A 22,181-nucleotide genomic window follows, 5' to 3' on the forward strand; every position below is an offset into this window, starting at 1 on the left:
CTGATGATGAGTTTCAGCAATGCCCACCCCGTAATATGTGCGTGTTAGGATGCCTATCTCCTATTTAGATCAACTTCGTTAGCAGGAAACGCGTCCGTACGATAGGATTCGTACAATTCAATTCCCCAGTTGACCAGCCTCTCGTTTGAACTCACAATCATCGCAATGTGCTTCCCACTGCCAGCCTCATTGTACGCTGCAACAGCGACTTTCCGATCGTCATAGATTCCGATTCCGAGTGTCTGAGACTCCTCTAGCACGAGGGGGTGGTAGTGACTGTATTTTCCACTCTGGACAGCGTATCGGGTACCTGCGTTGCTAGCCGCTTTCAATGCTGTCGGCCAATCAAGGATCGCCTCTGACTCGATACCGAGTTCGAGCAACCCACGATATGCGTGGAAGAGAACGGGATTGTACACGGAACAGAGGCATCGGAACTGGCTGATGTTTCGGTCATACAGCTTCAGACACGTCGAAAGGACCGATGCAGGATTTCGAGGGTTTGAGACGACGAATTCAGCGTCGTCGAGTGCATCGATCGGTAGTGGCACGACTTCCGGTGGAAGACGCTGAAACCACGGGGCTTTCTTCACGAGTTGCTCGACGATTACAGCCAATTCGGTATACGCAGATAGTGCGTCGCTTCCTACAGGTGTAATCCGGTGCGTACGACCATCGTCACTCAGCCACTGATACTCTGTAAGGCCAATGAGAGCACGGCGGATCGTGGATTGTGAGGGTAAATCGCTCGCTGCGGTCGGTAGGTCGCTCAACCGATAGGGTTGCTTTGCAAGCAACTGTAAGAGGGTGAGTGGATGGGCGGTCCTAGTCAAATACGAGAGCGCTTCAACCGGGACAGTCTGCAGGCAGTCTTCGATCGCATCGAGAAACAAGAGACCACCAGTAGTGAGTTCGATTCCGCCATCGTAGCGATTGACCAATCCTTGCTCGTGAAGAACACCGAGATGTAGAGAAACTGCTTGTCGAGAGACGTTGGCGTGGGTAGCGAGGTTCCTGCTTGTTGTCGGGTTTGAAAGCTCCCTGAACGCGCGAAGGACAGCGAGGCGTACCGAGTCCACCGTCTCACTAATGACGGTTCGAATATCGAGCACCTCATCTGTGAGTGGGTTCTGTGCGGTGGCAGTCACGATTTGAAATCGGTGATGCCCTCTCGGTTCCTGGCTCTAATATATGATTTGTGTCTTTACAAGATAATTGCAACATCCCCGAACTAACTCTCCAAATATGAGATTTCACATTGAATATAGCAGAGATACGTCTTTCTTCAGCCATAATATCTCACTATCGTTGAAAATGATGGTTTGGGGTGCAATGGCTTTATCTAACTGCTGCATTGCTATGGGAGTATGAGTCCCGAACCGCAACCTCTACCCACTCCATCAGGTTTGCCGGTACTCGGCCATACTCTCGATTTCGCCCGGGATCCATTCGAATTCACGTATCGTGCAATCGATGAGTGTGGAGATATCTATCGGCTAGTACTGCCGACCACCGAGGTCTGTGTCATGGCTCATCCGGACTATTTTCGACAAGTACTGGTAACCGACGTCGACGCGTTCGGAAAAACGGACGACTATCGGAAGGCGTTCGGAAGTGGAGTACTCGCAACAGACGGTGCACAGTGGCGTCGCCAACGGAAAATCCTCCAACCACTCTTTCACCGAGATCGTATTACGGGCTACGGAGACTACATGGTCGCCTCGACACAGCGCCGCCTCGATACGTGGACTCCAGGCGAGATTCAGGATGTCGAATCAGAGATGCAGGATCTCACATTGGAAATTCTCTTCGCAACTCTCTTCGGCCGGGAATTGGCACCAGGAGAGGGGGATGACCTGCGTACTGCATCGGAGGGACTCAATAAGTGGTTTGCGCCAACCTCGTGGCTTCTTCCTAATTGGATGCCGACGCCATCTCGCCGGGCGTTTTTCGACTCGAAGGAACGCCTCCGAACAGAGATTCGACGATTGCTTACAGAGCACGATCCAGACAAAAGAGCAGACGAGAATTCACCGCCGGATGGTCTCCAACGGGACACACTACTGTCGAAACTCGATGAGGCGCGGCATTCGAGCGGGCAAAGCCACCTCAGCACCGAAGAAGTCGAGGGACAACTGCTCACGATGCTTTTTGCAGGATACGAGACAACTGCTGCTGCCCTCGGGTTCGCCTGGTACTCGCTGGCGATGAATCCCGACATCCAACAGGCGTTTCACGAGGAACTCGACACGGTACTCGGCGGTGACCCACCTATGCACGAGGATATCGACGACTTGGAACTCACACGTCGAATCGTCACCGAGACGCTTCGCATGTACCCGCCTGTGCATACGATTCCTCGACAAACCACACGTACCGTCGAGGTCGACGGATACCAGATTCCAGCGGATAGGGAAATCCACCTCGCTGTACTCTCGGTTCACCGTGACGAGCGCTTCTACGACAATCCCGACTCATTCCGCCCCAACCGCTGGACATCGGAGTTCGAGAACGAACTTCCTGACTACGCGTTCATGCCGTTTGGTGGTGGTCGGCGGACGTGTATTGGTCGAGACTTCGCTCAGTTAGAAGCGACACTTGTACTGGCGACAATCGGACAACACTGGTCGTTCGAGTGGGCCGGTGAAGAGACGACAGTCTCGATTGAACCAGAGATTACCACGAAGACGAGGAACGGTCTGCCGATGCGGCTTAAGGCGCGATAGGAGCGTATCGTCGGCAGAGATGCAAGAGACAGGATGGATACATGGCGCAATCACCTAGTCCTGTCTATCACCAACGAATGGCCAAACGTACGTCTCAACCTCTGATTCAGTCCTCTGTACGATCGATCCAATGGACGGAACCATTCAATGGGTCGAATCATTTCCAAAACGAGGAATGCGAGCGGTACTCCCTGTTGATGACTCATTATACGTGTTTACACCACAAATAGAAGACCTTCAGCAAGCGTAATCGTAACATTAGGTACAAGCTCAGTACTAAATTCACACCCTCTTTTCAGCGCACTCCACCTTTTGCTCCAATAAAAGGAAAAATACCTCGGTAGATTTATTATTGACAATAGATAGTATATCGCATGCCAACAAAAATAGTTCATACTGCAGATTGTAACGATTGCCCGTATGAACGGCAGTTCTTTGACGAGGGCAAAGCAACCAGAGCGAGAAACTATCATACCCATCTCAAACCTCACCACGAAATCTCGGTGGAATCAGTTGAAGAGTCTCTGAGTCGTAATCGAGAAAAAGATATCTACTGGTGGACACACGAACGAGAATACGAATTCGAAAACTGGCATCAGCGTAGAAAGCGAAAGCGAGTAGTTGTATCTGTCTGTGTGGTTGTCCTTCTCATTGGCATTACTACTGCCGCTTTTCTCATCTGATTCCTCTCCTATTCAAGTTCCGATTGTGTCGACAGAGAGTTCACATCTTGATAGAACAGACTCTCTCTGATTTCTTGTATTTCGTATTCAATGTAGCACTCGTTTTGAGCTTCGGTATCGATTCAATTTCTAATTCTGTTTCGGTGGGGATGATGGTACAGTTGTCCTCCTTCCGGAATGGGAGGCCCTGTGTCGATATCATCGTATCACCTTCGTACGAGACGAAGTTGCGTACTGCTGCACTGCCTTCATCGGTGACTACACGTCGAACAAAAACCGGAGCATTGCCTTCATTTCGCAATTGAAGTGAGATCCGTTGATTCTTAACGAGGCTCGTCGTTTCCACTGAAAGCGAAGGCTCGATATAAAAATTCACTTTGCCAATTGTTTCTTCGGCGATGTTCAATATCGACCCGAACTGCCCTTTGTAAGCCACGAGTTGGTATTTCCCTGCAGGAGGGTAGCTATCTTTGTCAGCAAGTGCACCGAAGAAGTTGAGTGAAACCGTTCCGCCATAGCTGGGTGCCTCTTTCACCACGATGTCGTCCTCTATGGAGTCCTTCGCATAGTAGCGAATCCCGAGTCCGTCCATATCGTGATCGTCGGCTACCGTCACTGCGAGTTTGTTCTCATTCGTCCATTCGGCACGCTTGAAGCCGCTCTTTCCCCCAAATTCCTTGTAGGGTTTCTGGTTTGCCTCGTTGTGAGACAACTTCTCGGAGAGTTTTCCCGAGCAGCCAGCAAGTGCTGTAGCACTGATTGTTCCAATTGATTGGAGTGCCCTTCGACGATTCATGTCTCTCTTCACAAATCAAAATTATATAAATATTATTACTTTTGGAGTCTCTAATCAGTGATTCAACGGTCGTGGATGCGATTGAGAAACCCTGTCAGCAACTTCCGACGCCCGTCTTGCTTGCGATATCGATAGAATCATCTGACGAAGGAGTACCGAAGACTTTGAGCGTATAGGAATTTGGCATACAACCGTCATGGAACGGCGTCGCAAGCGATTTGACCTTACCCGCCTCGCCGGGAGTGAGAAAGTTAAAGCCACCAACTGGCACTGGCTCATGGTCGCCGATGGACATTTTCTTGACGAGGACAGGGGCGTTGCCGGTGTTCTTCACGGCAATCTCGATGGTGAGGTCACGGGTATCAATCGTCGGAATACCTTTAAATTTGAGTTCGCTGCCGACGTTCCAGACCACGTATCCGAGAACATCGGCGTCCTCTGTCATAGGCCCCTTGCGTGCAACGAGTCTCCATGTCCCCGACGAGAGTGAGTTCTCTACAAACTTGTCCAAGAGGTCGATCCGAACTGCACCTCCACCAGTCGGTGCGTTCTGTCTCACGACTGTTCGTTTGTCATCAAACGGTCGGAACGACCCGAGGCCAGCGGCGGCCTCGACGTGGAACCAGTCCATAGTGTGATCCTCGGCGACCTCAACGACGAGCTGTGCAGAACGGTCTGCGGTGTCCCACGAAACACGCTCAAAATTTTCTGACGCGGCGAAGGTCTTGGCTCCCTCCTCGTTCGTCCCGCCGGTTGTGAGACGGTCTGGGATAGCTGCGATGTCGTCAGCAGTCTCTCCGAAGTCGAACCCATTTTCTGCTGATAGCCAGCCAGTACTCAGGAGCGATACAGATCCGAGGGCGAGGAGAACTTTCCGGCGGCTTCGGTTCTTCGGTCCGTAAGTTCGCCTTCGACGTCTCGAGAACTTCGCCTTCGTCCATTGACTGAGTCGTCGGACCGGAGCCGTTACCCGGTGAAGGGCAGCCTTGATGCGAGTTCGTCTCCGAATCTTATCGAGTTCGGCGTTGATTTCGTCATCCGATTTCGTTTCGACCGGCGGACTTGAGTCGAGATTCTCGACAGCTTCTGTGGTGCCGGTGGTTCGGATGTCCTTCTTGTCCATCGACTTGACGGAGTCGTTCTCTGGTTCGTTCGACTCTCCAAGTGTGGCCTCGAAACCGCTCTCAAAGTGGTTCCCGATGTTTTTGGCTGAGCGAACCGACGCACAGTTGTGCTTCTCGGGGAGAATGTGTGACGAACAAACTTTCTTCCCACAGTAGTTACACGACCGAGCGAGGTCGTCGGACGTGCCACAAACGGCGCACTTTCCCATCTACCTATTGATTATTTTCCAGAAGTATAATTATTCTGTTTTGATTAAGAATTGGACGTTAGTGCGAATACATGTGATTTGTTCGTGGCTTTAATCCTTTATTAGCGAAAATGAACAGGTAATCATCTACACCCGACTTAACATTCTCGTCTACAGAATAGTAGGTCCCTGGTATGTACAACCCCTGTGTTCAGCACGCCATCTCTGTCACGCTCTGAGAAATTTGATAGAGCCGATTCACCTTATTCTTTCAGTCATCTCAATGATTGTGCTTGCAGTCCGGCAAATCCGGCCAAGTCGATTCGTAACTTTCTCCGGTTGTTCACCCTGCCACGCGGCGAGATAAAATGCCGAGCCATTCGTATCCAGCCCGAAGTAGCGGCCGACGACGTACGCCACTGCCTCTGCCTCTACCTCGCGTTTCGACCGCTCATCTACGTCCTCGACATCGGAGTGGAGCAGCGCATGAGCGTACTCGTGAACCAGCGTGACCGCGAGATCGGCTTGGTTCGTTCTGGCTTTCACTTCGATGACTGGGTTGGGATCGTGGAAACTACGTTGCTTACAGACACCTTTCGCGTTACCATGCTCCCAGTCCTCACTGTCGACGATGTTAACCGTCACGTCGAGGTCGTCTGCTGCATCGAGGAACGCAGGCACGAGACTATCAGCATTCCCAGTTGCCTCGGTCTCTAATTCGGGAAGGGGATCACCCTCAGTTTGTGAGACGTCGAAAATGGCGGCCGGTTTGAACCCAACAAGTCCCTTTGACCACTCATTGGGTGGCGTCTCGTCGTACGCACACTCGCTCGACTCATGATAAGAGGGCGAATTCTCACACTCGGGACATTGCTTGGTGATGACGGGTGCCCAGATCCAGATGGCTTGTTCGCCTTCCTGGACGTGCCGGTCGAACTCGGACTGCCAGGTGTTATACCCCGCGACCTTCGTCGCTTCGGGACACTGCAGGTTGATCAGAAGTGTGTTTCGATGTGAGTAGTAGTGGAACTGAGACTGGACGTCAAGCCACGCTTGGAATTGCTGGCTCGCTCGTGCTTCGTCAGTCAATGTAACGAGGTCGTCAATCCAGTCTTCGATGGTGCTGTGCATCTGGTCGCGTCGGGTGTCGGAGTCGTCGAACGACACCGCTGAGAAATCACTTGTCGCCATAAGTTCGTGCTGGGACATCCCGATTCGGCCTGCCCCGCACCCTTTAGGGGCAGAAAAATTCACTCGAGTTTATGGGATTGATTTGATGCCGTGCACCGATGGGACGAGAAGGACGGATCTGTATTCCCTGTCTTTGTCCTCGATCTCTCCGAGGTCCTCAGAACCGAACGGTTCCATATTAGCGCTGCATGAACCTGTTTGCTCGTTCATTAACAAGATGAACGAGTTCTAAAGCAGCTTCCCATCGAGTCTCTCCAAACCCTTCATAGTCACCAAAATCCTCGAACGTGGCCCGCCATTTCCCATCTTCCAGCCGTTCCGTTTGGAGTACATACTGTTCATCACTGGGCGAGTTGCGACCCGTAATCGTCGTCATCCGTTACTAGTTTCTAGAAATATTAGATAAGGATAATGGTGAATGAGTAGTACCACGGGGCGTCGAAAGATTCTCCATCTAACTACCGATCTGAATTCAGGTATCCATCTCTCGAATCAACTCTTCAAACCGATTGAGGAACGATGGATCGTATTCCTCTTCGACGTGATTGACGTTCCAGAGCCCCGACTCGGCGATCTCTGATTTTGGGCTCGCGTTCCCAAGCCAGTTGTCCTCACGTGGATCGATAGTCGTTTTTTGGTAGTTGCTGACGAGTGCGATAGCGTTTCGTTCGATGTAAGCGCGCTCGTTGTCTGGAGCAGGATAGTCCTCGACTGTCAACCAGACCATTGGAAGCTTTCGAATGTACTCACTGACCTGCTGTTCGTGGTCGTGTTCTTGGCGTCGAACAGCGGGATCTGCGTGAGACCCCTGCCCCCACTCAGGATATGCATTGTGCAGGTCACTTCGTTCGATCATTGCTTCACCGACTCGAAGCCGAAATACCGACCCACGATGGTTTCCACCGTTTTCTCCGTATTTGCTATTCATCGATCCTTGATGGGCCTTTAATCGACTCCACAGTGATGCACTGGAGCCTTCGGCAACCGCGTGAGTGCCAATTCGTGTCACTCGCTCCTCTGTGCCCGCTGTACGGTTGTTCTCGCTCAGAAAGAAATAGACTCCCTGATCGGGCCAATCCATGTATCCAGAACTATCTTCGAGCGTTCGAGTTCCGCCGACGACAGTCTGGAGGTCTTCGAGAAGCTCGTAAAAGTGGTCGAGATCGGATGAACGGGACATTGTATTCTCAAATCGATGTGATTCGTGATCCTATATGTCTTTTTGGAAATCTATGATTGGTAACATTGATGAGATGGCACAAAAAATTCCGTCTATGAGCATTCTTGTCATCTCTGCGTGTTCGGGATCGAAAAAATACGACGCTGAGGTTGGACAACAAGAAACGGATGCGAAGTCACGGGTCGAACTTCTTGCGGAAGTTGAATCTACAGCATCGGCGAGAGAGATGTATACCGGTCGAGAGCATCAGCACGTTCGATCGGCTGTTGAGCAGTTAGAACAGGTCACAACCGTCGACTGGCACATCATCTCGGCTGGACTCGGACTCGTTCGCAGCGACGAATCGATCTGTTCCTATGAATGTACATTTAGTGGGAAGTCCAAGGGAGAACTCAGAGAACGAGCGATTGCTCTCGGGATTCAGCCAGATGGCCAAACAAAAGACGATCTAATCAGCAACATCGGCGATGCAAAAGGAATCTCACGAGATCTTCTTGCTTTAGGGCCTGAATCGTATGACTACGTTCTCTTCGTACTCGGTCGGGAATACTTCATGGCAGCAAACCACGCGGTCACCAATCTCCCAGATTCGACAAATGCCATCGCATTCGCCTCAGAAGCAAACCGAAAACACATCGGCAACTGTCGATGGATCCGTTCTTCGGAGCAAGAACGAGCCGAACTCGGTGTCGCGTTTATCGAGTTGAAAGGTCAGCAATTGCTGTCGTTCGTAGAGGATAGCAAAACGTTGGATGAATTTACTGCACAGGTCGACCGAGCGGCAAACTGATTGACATTCGATTAATCGCTGAAAAACTGGTCTGTCTAGATCACTCAGAGCGTTCGGAACCATACTTGCAACAACAGAGCCTTGAGATCGACGTCAATCTCACTCTGTGATCCGCAAATTATCACCGACTTCGTATAAATAGCCACGGAGCAACAGTGTTTCAAGCAGATCATCGGCAAGAACGGACTCCATATCGTACGTTCGCAGCACTTGTTTTGCGTGTTCATACGTAAACGACTCGTCTGGGCCGATTTGAGCACGGAGATGGGTGAGTGCCTCCTCTGCCATCGGTGAAAGTGACGTGGAGTTAGAGTTCCGGGGAGACATTGTAGACAGCACCAATTTAGACACTCCATGAGTTAAGAATTCGCCCCTCGAAAGAGTCTTTCAGAATTTCATTCTATCTTCGAAACGTTACTCTCTTACTTTTCACCCCATTTCGGCAGCTGAGACCCCATGTTTACGAAGAAATCACGTTTTCCGTTTTGTTGGCCATGAATCATCGCACCGCCTTGCGTACCTCATAATGATTGCAAGGCGGCAACTGCGCCTAAAGGCGCAGGAGGAAGCCGACAACACTGATATAAGCCCTCCTCAATAACAGACAGATTCCTTCACGCGAACCAGAATTTTTCTATGATTGATTACTTATGTTTCATTTTTCCTTACTATCTATTCACTCTCATACTCTGGTTGGATCTGCCGAACGTCTTCAGCGAGATCATGGACGTACGTACGAAGTATCTCCATTTCCTCACGTGCCTCGTCCAATGTTTCCGCTTTCACTTTGGCGGTGATCTTATCTTGATCTCGCGTGCCAGTCCCGCGTGTAAGCTTCACCGTGAGTGAGATTCCGACGTCTGTACGTTCGACGTACTCCGTATCTATTGACTCACGGGCTCGGTTCGACTCTTTTTCTTCACTAGGTACTTTGGTAGACTCAGTCATGTGTTTTATACGGGGATCTGTCTGCCCCCGCACCCTTGAGGGGGCAAAAAATTTCCCGTTGCTGAACTCGTGAGAATGATACCTTACCCGAATTAACCAACACTACTCACCAAGTGGCACATACGTTGGTTAATAGCTGAGCAAGAAGGTGTGGCTGCTGATTGTTTAGTAATGGACATCAGCCGGGATGATCCACATCTGCTCGTCGGCATCAAGCACATGATCGAGATGTTCACAATTACGAATCGCATCGCCATATTCGGTGTATAGGTAAAGCGACGGGCCACGATACGCGCCGAGATTGTAACAGGCGTGGCGGGCGAGATCTTTGTCGTGCATGAGTTCATCATCGCTAAACTCGTTGACCGCCGTTCTCACCCGTTCGAGATTTCGTTCGAACTCCTGTCGGGTTGCCTCCCAGCCACGTTCTAAGAGTTTTGCGCCGTCATCGGAGTCAACTGGTGCGATGACTGGAAGTCGCCCCACCGAGCCTTGCCTGCGACGGACGACCGCTCGTCATCGAACATCACATAGTAATCAAAGATGGCAGCATTGTCGGGACCAGCTCCGACAAGCCGGTCAAACGCTGATCTTCCGCATGCAAGCGCAGTGTCTTCAGTCGATGCTTCTACGAGTGTGTAAATTACCTGGTGCATATCGGTCACCTCGCCGACGCATTGATTCGACACAACTCCATCACACAACACCTTATTCATACGCCGGCACCCATCGCCGGCTCCAATAATATCACTCTGCGAAAGGAGCAGACTCACACCTGATTCGCACTACTCTTCCGGGAGGTCGCGCCGACCTGACCGTACGCAGGGCCAACACGGAAAGCCACCAAGCCCATCACAGTCACAGTCTTCCGGCTGGTCACTGTCGCTGTCTTCAACATGGGTTTCAGCTTCTTTCTCGATTTGTGTTCCTCCGTCTGCAACAAGGAAATGATTAGTCGCTGCCTGCAGAAGTGGCGTTCGAATTGCGACACCAACTCGGTGTTTGCACGCACCCTCATAACGGGCGTCCGCAGGGCACTCACAAGCGATGGGGATACCATTGCGAATGGTGACACGATATTCGTGATCCGACGGGTTTGGGTGACTGGTATTTCGAACACGAACACCCCTCGTTGTGAGTGAAAATTCGAGGGCTTCGTACTGGGCGCGCTTTGCAACTCGCTTTGTAAACGCTAGTTGGGACAGGACGTTTTTACTGGACATACTCGCTCCACGAGGCACATCTGATTCGCCTCGCACCCCTCGGGGGCATAAAAACCGTCTTCGACGCTTGCAGAACGGAATCATTTGTAGCAAGGATCGACAGGAGAACAGGTTGGTCAATCGAATCGGTAAATTGCAATCCCGTCGTGATCGCATTCCGGACACTCGCTCGTTTCAACCTCGACCGTGGTTCCACACTGCCGACATTCGGCGATGACAGTGCTATGCGACCGACCAGTGAGCTGCGTCAGGAGGTCTTTCACGCGAACTCCGGTCTGTGATTGATTTGTTGTTCGTGGATAACGAGGCCACAGTCCTCGCAGACTGTTTCAATTAGGTTGGTAGTGACCAGGCCGCCACATCTGGGACACTGGTTGGTTAGTTCGCTCGGTACGTCTTCGTCGAAGCCTGTTGCATAGCTGTCGCTGAGTATCATCGAAATCACTCCTGATTGAGGCGCTCAGTCTGGAACGCCCCGTACTCCTAATGGGGCGAAAAAACTCCCTGCGATATCATTTCGCAGGAATGTCGGAAAATCGTTGATTACAATATTACCCTTGAAAAGAGCTTCGCGGCGTTTTAAGCAAGCACTGTTATTGATGTAGTGGGAGTAATTTTCCTGACCATGATTTACCACATAGACTTCAAGTTCCCTTGATCCGAGCGTCTTTCTGCTCGAAGTCGTCAATACGGTTGGTGAGTGTCTGGATATGTTTAGTGAGGTCGCTGACCGATACGTCGCTATCAAGAGTACTGAACACTCCGGAAACAGTGGTGTCACTTATTAATACGTGCCTCGGTTCTTGGTATCGAGACGGCCGCTGGCGTTGAGAAGCAGAATACGTCCGCTACAACAATAGCGTTTCCAACGTTTAACGAACACATGTGCGACACAGCGCACAAACTAGTAGCCGCGTGCGCCGCCGTCAGTCCCCCACCGATCAGGGAGGCGTACGTTATCCCGAAATTCGGGAATTATCCATTCACACTCACGTGAATCGCGCCGTCTATGTCTGGGCTCAAGGAGGCTACCAGGTCAATTGTGATCCCGACGACTACCCGTTATTTCTCGTTGTACGCGAACAAGACATTGACGCCTGGGAGGGTTCTTCGCATCGTTCGGGTTTCCAACTTCCTTGAAGCACCAGCCCAGAGACGAAACCGATGGTCCGTTACAGATTCTTCTCGATCCGCATATGCCACTCGAGATCGAAGATGGGAGGTTGTCCCGTCATACTTCACGAGGACAAGATAGAGTATATGCGCGAGTACTATGTGCAGTTCCAATCGGCACTCGCAACGCTCGACTAGTATTCGAGAACCTTGATTTTGGAGTCGATTATCGAAAGAGTAAGTAAGTGTAGCCATGAGTTTCAACACCCAGAGTGACGCGCTCATCGAACTCCTTGAGGAACTCTGGAAGGGCACGAGTTCGTTCTTCCCAGGAAATTGATTAGGCAACGCTGACTAGGTAAGTTATACTGGTTTGGTGGTTACCGGTATTGATTGATGAGTTCGCGAATATCGTCGGAGTCCACATAGAGACCCTGGAGGCGAGTAGTTCTATCTGCTTCTTTTAATAGCATATCACCGTCACCACCAAGTTCCTCGGCTCCGCCTTCGTCAATCAGAATCCGAGAGTCGGAGTGTTTCGGAAGACGGAATGCTACCCGGGTATCCAAGTTCGCACGGAGATCTGTGTCAATGGCCTCATGTGAAGGCCGCTGGGTTGAGATAACGAGGTGGATGCCCTGCGCTCGTGCGATCTGGGCAATCCGCCGCACATTGTCTTCGGTGTCGTCAGCATCTTCTCCCAATTGCTGGAGTAGGTCGCTGTATTCGTCGATGATAACAACGATAGGTTTCATCTGTTCGTCAGGATTCTGTTCGTTGTACTCCCCGATATCTCGGCAGACGCTCTCCCGAAATAACTGCTTTCTACGCGGGATTTCTTCATCGACGAGCCACTCGAACAAGTTAGCTGCGTCTTCTGCGTCGGTTATCACTTCATCATTTGAGAGATTCGGTAGTGCATCGAAGAAAATGAAATCTGTTTCTTTCGGGTCGACTAGGGCGAACTCGACATTGCCCTCCCCTTTCTGCTCCATGAAGTTCATGATCAAAGAGTACAGGAAAACGGTTTTTCCGCCACCTGTTGCTCCACCGACCAACATATGCGGTGCATCGGAAAGGTCCGAACGGTAAACGTCACCATCGGGGGTGACACCTGCCAAGAAAGGCAAAGCAGATATCTCGATCTCGCTAGGCGGCTTGTATCGATCTCTGTAGTCGCGTAGAGGAACCACGACGTTGTTCTCGCGGGGTACGTCCAAAGCTATATACTCCGTTCCGGGGAGTCGTTGGACGATCGGTTCTTTCTCGAACGCCATTTCCCGGGCGATGTCTTCTGTGCGTTGCTCTAGGGAGTTCTGTCTTTCACCTGGGGCTAGCCGGATCTTAAATCGGATGACGTTTGGTCCGACATCGATATTGCTGGGGTCAATGTCCCGGATGTTGATTTTAAAGTCGTTGAGAACCCGTTTCAGGGTTTCTACCTGATCGGTATATTCTTCAGGGTCGCCGAACCGCTCACTAGATCCTGTGTCGACATCTATTTGCTTGCTTTCGACGACGATTTCTTCTTCCTCTTCGCCAGTTTCCTCCTTGTCGGCTTCCAACTCTGTTTTGTCGGACTCGTCTTCGTCTTTTCCTCCAGTCTCCTGCTCTGGGTGCTGGTCTTCTCGGTCTTCGATACCGCTTACGATCAGCCGCTTAATCGACTGGCGGGGAAGCTTGTCGACTCGGATGGATTGGGCATTTGGAGTTACGCCGTCAATCCGCTCTTCGGACGTGGCTTCGCTGGTGACTTCGACCGATACGATTCTCGGATTGATTTCGAGTTGTTCCTCTCCTTTGAACACGTCATTAATCCGATCTGCCCACTCTTGCTTGCTCTTCATCCCTTCCGAGGAAGTCAGTTCGTAGTAGAGTTGCTCGCGTAGGGCTTCTTTCCGAGGCGACGTGGTGAGGTTTTTGTCGCCGGTGAACAGGCCGCGGATAGTGTCTGTTGTCTCGAAGACCTGGTCTACAGCACTTCCTTCTACGATCTTGGTGCCGTCTTCGTCTTTGACGGTGTAGGCGCTGCTGATCTCTTCCAGAGTCTTTATCTCGATTATGTCAAGGATGAGGCCTCCGTCATTGTCGAACTGAACGGTGAGTATGTCGGCCCGACTCTCGCTATCTCCCAAGTTCAGCCATTCCCGAGTACGTGGGTTGTCTATGGAGAAGATTAGCTTGGGGTCAACCAGCGTCTGCTGAAGCCATTGAACCGCGATAATCGATCCTAGTAAGCCCTTTGTGTTCCTTGATTTCCCACCTCCAAGAGTTTCCCGCGTGATGAGGCGGAGAAGACCACTCTGCTGTAGGTCAGCGATTCTCTCCGCAATCTCCTCAAGGTCGGTGTCGTTAGGAGCAAGACGGTATTCGTTGATGATACGTCGGAGGACTCGTCGGAAGTAGTCGATGTCCTCAGAGTAGGTGGCGAAGTCGCGTTCGCCGCGTCGTTCCTTGGAAATCAAGTTATCCTTCCAGAACGGGTTACCATTCATCGACGGTGAAGATATGGAGGCCCAGATTGCGGAGTCAAGGAGTTTGTCAATAGTTTCCTTCTCGATGTTGAGTTCATTGACCTCGGCATTGTGGATGGCCTGCCGCTGGTTGTACAATTGGTTGATTAGGTCCTGATACTCTGAGAAGAGGACACCCTCCTTCGACGGTGAGATATTGATTTTGTCCTCAAGTAGGTCGTAGTCGAACTCTTTCGGAACGTACAGTGGGTGGATCGTGGTCTCGGCATCACGTTCGAAGGTTTGGATGCTGAAGTCGCTTTGATCGTTAATCAGGATGAAGTGCTGTGGATCGCTTTCTAAGTCCTCGGCGTACGAGTCATAGCTGGCGTGTTTGGTTGTGAATATCTCAAACCTACCAGAGTCGTTGTCTGGGCCGAATAGATTGATGATATCCTCGGAGACACTGGGTGAGGTAGTACCGTTTAGGACTGGTTTCTCTTCGTTCTCAATGAAGGCGAACTCTACTGTCGCACCATGTATCACGTCTTTCTCCGCCAGGTTAGCAATATCTGAGAGAAGATCCACGGGATCTAGGGGATCGACGACGCTGATCTTGAGTTGACGTCGGGATGGCGGATACGCCGACGTGAATTTATTGAGTACGTAGTCGTAGAACTTGGAGTTGGTGCCCTCTGCAGCGTTTTCGATCCGAGTGTAGACTGGTAGCCTGCCGATTTCATCTGACTGTACGAGGTATGTTTCATCGGCCAGCCGGTAGTTGCCTCCGACGTGAATGCTACGAAGGACATGCGGCTGCTCTTCGACGCTATTGATGAGGAAGTCGCGTTCTTCCTCAGTCAGTGATTCCTTCTCGTCTTTCATCTCCCGCGCCAACTTGGAGTATTTCCAGAGATGAAGCGGATGAAGCGGTGAGACGATGAGTTCCCGATCGTCTTCGTATTCAAGGATAATGGAATCGAATAGGAGGAAGTCGGAGAGAAGTTTGGAAGATCCTTCGGAGCTGACGTTCTGAATCTCTCGGTACTTCTTGTCCAGTTTGTCCTGGACTTCACGGTACGCCTCGATGTACTCCTCTGCAGAGTCCAGTAGATCTTCATCTCCGAGAAGTCGGATAAGCGGTGCGGATAGTAGTCCAGGTAGGGCATCGACGAGTTCGCTTCGTGCTGTTACGTATCCGTCGATGGAGTCAACCAGGTCCTCGAACTTCCCGCTATTCTCAGCTACTTTTCGTAGTTTTTCGAAGCTGCTGTCTTCTTCTCGTGGCTGGAATTTCTCGGTTCTCAGGGCTTGGAAATTCTTGACCGCGCTCTGCCTGTCCTCCGGATCATATATAATGCCACCAAAAGAGTCCTTGGTGACGAAGTGCTCAACGAAGTAGTAGAGATTATCGTTGACTTCGAAGGCCAATTGTTCGTCCCCGGAGAACTCCATGTCGACCCGGTTCTCTTCTTCCTCTACGGCTTCTCGGTACTGATCATCGAACTCTTCTGAAAGCCGCTCCAGTTCCTCGTCTTTATCGTCGAAAACAGCTTCCACACTGGCTGATTCGACGTCTTTCCGGGTACTCGTAGTTGAACGTCGCTGACTAGATTGGCCGGAAGTGGAAAAAATATCCTCAACCTCTTTGTAAGTCAAGTCGGCGAGGATATCCGAATTCCCTGTTCGTTCGAACCGTCGAAGCTTGGCTACTGACTTTTCTCGTTCTTTCCTTTCATTATCTTCGACTTTAGTAACGCTGTTAGTGAGTCTACGTCGATCCCTGTTTGACATATGCGAGACTCGCAGGACGAGGTCCAAGTTGTCCGATAGCCTTTCAGGAATTTCGTCCGGGTTATTGAGTCCTGGGTCGTTAAAAAGTCTTAGTCTGTAGAGTTGGGTCCCGAGAGCGTCAAGTGAGGCTTGTTCTGATTGCTGAAGTGTCGAGGTTGCGTAATCGGCTACCGCAGGAATTTCGAACCTGTCGTAGAGGTCGGACCCGAGGGTTTCCCAGATAGCCTGACCTGGAGGACTATCTGCGAATTGATCCTTGGCCTGCATTAGGTCGGTGATTTCTCGAGTGATTTTTGCCAGTGGAAGGTCAACCATGCCCTCGAAATCTTTCATCGAGTTTAGGCGAGCGTGGTCTCCCCGAACCAGAATCACTATTTTCTCCGGTTCGATGTATCCATCCCATTCGAATCCGGTGTCGGTTCCGTTCCGCCAGTTGACGGCGTCACTGACTTTTTCTGTTAGTCTAACTGAAGAATCCTCAGTCCGTGACTGGAGGTCGCCGATATTTGCTTCATCGATGTTGACCATTGCCAGACCGACATTGTACCGTATGTTACTACAGAGGTTGTCGATGAACGTCTCATCATCGAACCGGGGTGGTGATTCGATGATGACTCCGATGTTTTCCTCAGTTAGTTGTTCGACTGTCTCGTTGGCGATTGCTTCGCCAATAAGCGCCTCGTTGCTCTTGTAGGAACTATCTTGAGTCTGTGTACTTTCGCTCATATTTCCTCCTCGGGGACAGAAACGATGGTGACGCCGTCCGCGTATTCTTCCGCGTAACCAAGGCTAGATACGGCTTCTTTGAAGCCCTCGTAGTTCTGGTTGTTCAGCGGGTCACTTTCAGATGCGCTAGCACCAAGACGGATGTCCCACTCCGCCAGGTGGCTACGGTCCTGTTCAGTTCCGCCTACGATGATCCCGTACCGTTCCCGAAGTTCTTCTGAGAGGTCCTGGAGGGACATGCTGATACCTGGTTCGATTACGGAAAGCAGGATTGGTTCCAGCATCTCGGGGTCAAGTCGGTACCTGCGTTTGTTCGCCCGGTTTCCACGCGGTTTGAGTATCCCGGCACGCCAAGCGAATGTCTGAGCGGTAGACTGCGGTGTGTAGGTGTCGAATCGGTTCGAAAAGTCGTGAATAACGTTGCTGACAGCGTCCACCAACCTGTGGAACGTGGTATCTTGCTCAGGATCCCGCGAGGCTCGGAACACCTGTTCAAATTTTTCGTAGTCCTGTGCGATCTTGTCCTCCTTTTTCCTATTCAACTCCAAGAAATTGTGGTTCTCTATTTCTCGAAGGATGTCGTTCTCGCTGTAGTCTTTGTAGCCCTGTAAGTCGAGGACGTGCTTGACTCCGACCCGGGTAGCTAACTGGATCTCTGATCCGACGACGCGGAAGGATTCGAGGCTGGCGTCGGCTACCGGATTATTCCTGTTTCCAGTGTAGTTCAGGACGAGAGGGACGGGTTCATCTTTGCCTCCGTTTTCCTGGATCTCATTGTGCCGATTGGCCATAAAGACGTAGAACAGGAACCCGCCGAATTTGATGGTGCGACGAAGGTCACGGGCGTAGTTCAGGTCGTAGTCACCATTGGAATCCTTCAAATGCTTTGATAGAGTTTCGAATCCTTCGACGAATTTCTCCGCAATCTTTTCTTCTCCGAATGCATCTCCGAGAACCGGTTCTTCCCAAGGTGAGACCGTGACGTTTTCTTTCTCCCCGTCTTTGGCGAGAGGTCGGAACAGGAGAGAAATAGCGTCGTGGTGATCCTGTAGTTGGTCAGTTAGTTTCTGGTTGATGTCGCTGTCGGATCTGTCCAGTACGGTATAGATGAACTGTGACGGGGTAACACCAATTCGGCGGTAGGCGACGAACCAGTCGCTCATCGAGGTCATTGCGGAGTGCTCTGGACTACTTGCGTAGAGAGCGTTGTCGTTGTTCAGCACTTTCCGCATTCTGTACCGGAGATTGTCCATCTGTTCGTCGCTGAGATCACGGGAGGACTCGAACAGGTCGTGGTATTTCTCTTCCAAGTTGCTGGAGGGGGTTTTCCCGGGTTTCTCGACGAATTTGAAGAGGTCCTCCGACTGGTGAGTAGAGGCGAGGACATTACTGAAGACGACTTGGGAGAGGTGTACCGGTTTCAGAGAGGCAGAGGTTGCCTTGAATCCGAATGCAGCCACCGATGCATCGGAGTTGACGTCATTAAGTCTCATTGGCATCGGTGTTCACCTCCGCTCCATCTGGTACCGGTCATCGTTAACTGTCAATATTTCAAGCTCGCCGGTCTCAGTGTCCATAATGTGGACAGTACCGTAGTCTTCATCATGGCTCTCCCTGTACTCGATTTCCTCCATAAATTCCAGCAATTGCTGTTCTTCCTCCCTGCCACGTAGGATGTAGGGAATATTACCATCCAAGGCACCGAGTGTTTCTGACAGATCTGAGTCGATACGGAGTCTAACGGTCGAATCCCGACCTTCGTATTCGAGGACATGATGATCGTTGTTGTAGTCCATAGCATCGCTAATTACGGGATGGAGCTGGGGGACCCGACGGTTCAGCTCGCGTTTAGGGATTTCTGTCCGGGATATCAGAGACAGGGAGCTTTTAGACCGGTAATTGTGGGAAATCCAGACCCGGAGATCGGACCCTTTAGAAGAATTCGGCATGAAGTAGTTGTTAACCATCTCTATGACGTCTTCTTTCACGTTTTCGTCTGGGCGCTCTCTGTTCCGCTGGTTGTGGAAGGAGTAGTTAGTCTCGTGGTAGAGGTTGCGGGCATCGTACCTTTTGATAGCTACGTCCTCGAAATAGAACTGGCGTTTTTTCTCAATGAAGCGCTGGTCGACTTCTTCCTCCGAGTCTTCTTCGTCTCTCCGTGAGACTTCTTCTTCGGCGTCTGCCCACAGCTTGCTGTCGATGAATGGATGGGTGAGGTCGCGGGGATGGAAGTATTCATGTAGTAATGAGAATATCTTCCCGCTGCCGCTGAAGGCCAAGTTGTAGTATTTCAGATTTTCGCTGAAGTCAGTGACACTACGTTCCTTGGCTCCTGTGATACAGTAGGCAAGAAAGTTCAGAAGGTCTCGGACGGTGACGTGGGCATCCAGTTGACCGACTGACTGAAGGAGGCGGATGATGTTTTCTCTGACACGGTCGTTCCGCATTTTGTCCATGTTGTAGGCGATGTGGCCGTCGATATCGTCGCCGTCGTTCTCTTTAAGGAACTTGTTCGAGGTCAGATTCTTGATAGCCTGGCCGATGACTTTGCGGGTGAGGATATTTCGGTTATTTAGGTCGATGACGATGATCGAGTCAAAGTCAGCATTGTCGGCTTGGTCTTCATCGTATATGATCTGGTTCTGGAATTGGCTTCTAACTTTCTCTAGGAAAGGATACTCGTCTTTGTAATTGGTTGTCATCTCATAAATGGGACCATCGTTGATCGCGAGGATACCAGGGCGGCCGTTGTCAAGGGCATCTTTCCATTTATCGAGTAAGACAGTATAGTCGTCGTACTCGGAAGCGTCAGATAAATAGAAATAATCTGGTTCTGGGAACTCGGGCTTCATCTGCAGAATATACTGGGTTTTCCCGTCGCCAGGATTTCCGGTGAGAACAACCTGCTTTCCTTCTTCCAGTGTATTCTGCAGGTACTCCTCTCCATCTAAGCGGGTTGTTATGTGTATTTCTCGGCGTTGTTCATCGGTGAGTTGTTCAGCGAAGCCTCCCTGTGCCAACTGCGAAAGGAATCGTAGGTCCAATGTCGATGTTTCAATTCCCATATTTACTTTTGATGTTGATGACTGAATGTTCCCGGCATGTTAACTGTTGCTTATAATGAATTCACTGAGACTGGCTTGTCGTTTGTCAAAATCAATCTCATTGCTTAGTTTAAATCTGTGCTTGTCGAACTTACGGATGTCTTCGAGTACGTCCTGTTTCTGAGCTCTCATGCTTGCCCACCGATTAATCCAGTAATCGTAGATGGACTGCTGTTCTTTCTCTGGGTCATCGAAATTCCAGTAGTATCCGGGTTTTTCGTCGATGCCGAGGAGGTAGTCTTGAGCATTTTCTGCGAGATCAATCCCGTAGACGATTCGCCGGGATTCATGCTTCAAGAGGTCCGTTTCCAGTCCGCAGTTCTTCAGACCACGACGGATTTTACGGATGCGTGGAGACACACCTTCCCCAAACCGACCTCTGACAACTTTGCGGCCTTCTTCGAACTGTGTGACTTGGCTTAGTCGTTTTCGTGTCTCGGGGCCGAATTGGATCGAGCCATATCCCTCGGTATACCCGATCTGGTCGTACTCGATCCGGCCTTTCTCGGCAGGTACTCGGATACGGTCGTACTGGGCACTGCCGATTTCGAACAACCCTGTAGTGTCGAGGAACACGAGTTCGTTTTGCTTGCTCACCGGTTCGCCTTTCATCGAACTGGCGATCTCACTTTGGTAGTCACCGTACTTGTCCTGGTACATATTGATGACCTGGGGACCGGTCAAGGCCATCGCGACGAGCTTCCCGCCGAGGATACGGTTATAAGGAGGGATAGCGCCGCAGACCATGATATTCATCATTCCCGCTCCGACTCTTTCCTTCTTGATTTCCTTCAGCGCGGTTTTGATAGCTCGTTGCCCAGATTTGTTATTTAAACTGGTGCGGATAAACTCCTCATCGTCTTCCTCACTGTGTTCCTGGAAATACTTTCGGTCCCGAAGCAGCTTTTGAAGCGCTCTTGCACGCTTCTTCCGGAATAATGCAGTTTCACTTCTTTCCATCCAAGAGTCTATTTTATCTGGATTTTCGTCTTTCCCGTCTTCGATGGTCTGCTCGGCTTCCTGTTCAATCTGTTCCAGGATTTCGATGACGCGTTCGCTCGGGTTATCGAACCCTTCTTGTGATAATTCATCGTATTCGTCAATGAAGTCGTCGTAGCGAATATCCTCAACAGCGTCCCTAATTGACTGTTCTAAGGTTTGCCGTATATCCGAGCAGAATTGACTGACTCTCTGATGGTACTCCTCTTCAGATTCAAGCCATTCAGTCTGAGTTACTACCCGCGTTTTTTTGTTCGGTTTTCGCTTCTCTTCCGGTAGTTGTTCCTCGTATTCATGTACTCGTTTCCTCCGCTGCAGTTTTTCCTCAACCGCCTCGATTCTCCACCCGATGTATTTATCCCGGACAGCGAGGTTCATCATGGGGCTCGCAAGGGTGGCAATCCCCATCACAGGATTTTTCGGCTTCGCGGCATTTCTAATAAGAAAATTGATATTTCTCCCCGGGACGGTGTTGTACGGGGTTAGCCAAGTATATCGGAAGTACCGCCAAATATCCATCAAATCCAAACCTGTGTGTTCACATTTTTCTCCTCTCTCGACTTTTTGTATATAGGGTTGGACGACATCATCTAGTTCCTCGGCGATCTTCTCTTGGTTTTGATTCTGAAACGGTGCTAAGTCTTGGTAAAGTTGTTCTCCCTCAGTTATCAGTTCAAGAATACTCCTCCCACCGTTCGTATTGCGGCGGGTATCTCTCTCCATTTTCCGAACGAACTCGCGGACGCTTTCCTCTTTGAATTGCGCCCGCCGTTCCTTCTGGAGGATAGTTCTCTCCTGTTCCTTGAATTCCTCTGGATCGTCCTTATAGCGATCCGGGTCTGGACGGACAACTTGTAGTCCGGAGTTTTTCCGAATGTCATAGTTGATCTCGATGAGGTCCAGAAGAACTTCTAACGCAGCGAGATATCGAATCTGTCCTTCGGTTACTTCATCTTCTATTTTGCTCTCAATAGAGCGAATCTCGTCTTTGATAGCAACTTCTCGGTCAAGTATCTCCTGAAATTCGATTAGTTCATCGGTTAGAGCGTCAAATCTTCGTTGATACTGGCCAGGCAGATCGGGCGAAAAATCTACTTCTCGCTCAGAGTTTGCACCCATAGTAATCTGGTTAATGTGGCAAAT

General features: G+C 50.6%; 13 protein-coding genes and 2 pseudogenes. 2 read left to right on the forward strand and 13 right to left on the reverse strand.

From position 1 onward, the window contains the following. Nucleotides 1–53: 53 nt before the first annotated feature. Nucleotides 54–1,148 (reverse strand): ArsR family transcriptional regulator, encoded by a 1,095-nt coding sequence (locus V5735_RS13000; protein WP_423743909.1) that lies wholly within the window; start codon nucleotides 1,146–1,148, stop codon nucleotides 54–56. A gap of 219 nt (nucleotides 1,149–1,367) precedes the next feature. On the opposite strand from V5735_RS13000, the gene V5735_RS13005 reads away from it, so the two are divergent. Then, nucleotides 1,368–2,726: a cytochrome P450 gene (locus V5735_RS13005; protein WP_423743910.1), complete on the forward strand. Its 1,359-nt coding sequence runs from the start codon at nucleotides 1,368–1,370 to the stop codon at nucleotides 2,724–2,726. 723 nt (nucleotides 2,727–3,449) lie between these two features. On the opposite strand, the gene V5735_RS13010 is transcribed toward V5735_RS13005, so the two are convergent. The 4 genes from V5735_RS13010 to V5735_RS13025 form a co-directional block, all read right to left on the reverse strand. Next, nucleotides 3,450–4,205 (reverse strand): hypothetical protein, encoded by a 756-nt coding sequence (locus V5735_RS13010; protein WP_423743911.1) that lies wholly within the window; start codon nucleotides 4,203–4,205, stop codon nucleotides 3,450–3,452. Between the two features lie 94 nt (nucleotides 4,206–4,299). Next, nucleotides 4,300–5,538 (reverse strand): AN1-type zinc finger domain-containing protein, encoded by a 1,239-nt coding sequence (locus tag V5735_RS13015; protein WP_423743912.1) that lies wholly within the window; start codon nucleotides 5,536–5,538, stop codon nucleotides 4,300–4,302. Nucleotides 5,539–5,775: 237 nt separating this feature from the next. Continuing rightward, the gene (locus V5735_RS13020) at nucleotides 5,776–6,708 is read right to left on the reverse strand and encodes an ImmA/IrrE family metallo-endopeptidase (protein WP_423746029.1); all 933 of its coding nucleotides are present in this window, start codon (nucleotides 6,706–6,708) and stop codon (nucleotides 5,776–5,778) included. A 472-nt stretch (nucleotides 6,709–7,180) separates the two neighbouring features. After that, complete coding sequence (locus V5735_RS13025) at nucleotides 7,181–7,888, reverse strand: hypothetical protein (protein ID WP_423743913.1); 708 nt, start codon at nucleotides 7,886–7,888, stop codon at nucleotides 7,181–7,183. A gap of 94 nt (nucleotides 7,889–7,982) precedes the next feature. On the opposite strand from V5735_RS13025, the gene V5735_RS13030 reads away from it, so the two are divergent. Beyond that, entirely contained in the window at nucleotides 7,983–8,678 is a 696-nt protein-coding gene (locus tag V5735_RS13030; protein WP_423743914.1) for a DUF6884 domain-containing protein, read from the forward strand. Nucleotides 8,679–9,350: 672 nt separating this feature from the next. Here the strand turns inward: V5735_RS13030 and V5735_RS13035 are convergent. The 8 genes and pseudogenes from V5735_RS13035 to V5735_RS13070 form a co-directional block, all read right to left on the reverse strand. Then, nucleotides 9,351–9,626, reverse strand: coding sequence for a DUF7389 domain-containing protein (locus tag V5735_RS13035; RefSeq protein WP_423743915.1), 276 nt, complete (start codon nucleotides 9,624–9,626; stop codon nucleotides 9,351–9,353). A gap of 165 nt (nucleotides 9,627–9,791) precedes the next feature. After that, nucleotides 9,792–10,282, reverse strand: a pseudogene (locus tag V5735_RS13040) (hypothetical protein). Nucleotides 10,283–10,411: 129 nt separating this feature from the next. Further along, a complete protein-coding gene (locus V5735_RS13045; protein ID WP_423743916.1) occupies nucleotides 10,412–11,005 on the reverse strand; it encodes an SWIM zinc finger family protein in 594 nt (197 codons plus the stop codon). A 109-nt stretch (nucleotides 11,006–11,114) separates the two neighbouring features. After that, nucleotides 11,115–11,285: pseudogene (locus V5735_RS13050) on the reverse strand (TFIIB-type zinc ribbon-containing protein); the annotation flags it as partial. 1,057 nt (nucleotides 11,286–12,342) lie between these two features. Continuing rightward, nucleotides 12,343–16,935: a DNA translocase FtsK gene (locus V5735_RS13055; protein ID WP_423743917.1), complete on the reverse strand. Its 4,593-nt coding sequence runs from the start codon at nucleotides 16,933–16,935 to the stop codon at nucleotides 12,343–12,345. Continuing rightward, nucleotides 16,932–18,434, reverse strand: a complete 1,503-nt coding sequence (locus V5735_RS13060) for a hypothetical protein (RefSeq protein WP_423743918.1) — start codon at nucleotides 18,432–18,434, stop codon at nucleotides 16,932–16,934. The genes V5735_RS13055 and V5735_RS13060 overlap by 4 nt, the downstream gene beginning before the upstream one ends. Nucleotides 18,435–18,440: 6 nt before the next feature. Continuing rightward, nucleotides 18,441–19,955 (reverse strand): hypothetical protein, encoded by a 1,515-nt coding sequence (locus V5735_RS13065; protein WP_423743919.1) that lies wholly within the window; start codon nucleotides 19,953–19,955, stop codon nucleotides 18,441–18,443. An 84-nt stretch (nucleotides 19,956–20,039) separates the two neighbouring features. Next, nucleotides 20,040–22,157, reverse strand: coding sequence for a Druantia anti-phage system protein DruA (locus tag V5735_RS13070; protein WP_423743920.1), 2,118 nt, complete (start codon nucleotides 22,155–22,157; stop codon nucleotides 20,040–20,042). Nucleotides 22,158–22,181: the final 24 nt, after the last annotated feature.

It is taken from the genome of Haladaptatus sp. SPP-AMP-3, from assembly GCF_049568665.1.
Lineage (GTDB): Archaea > Halobacteriota > Halobacteria > Halobacteriales > Haladaptataceae > Haladaptatus > Haladaptatus paucihalophilus.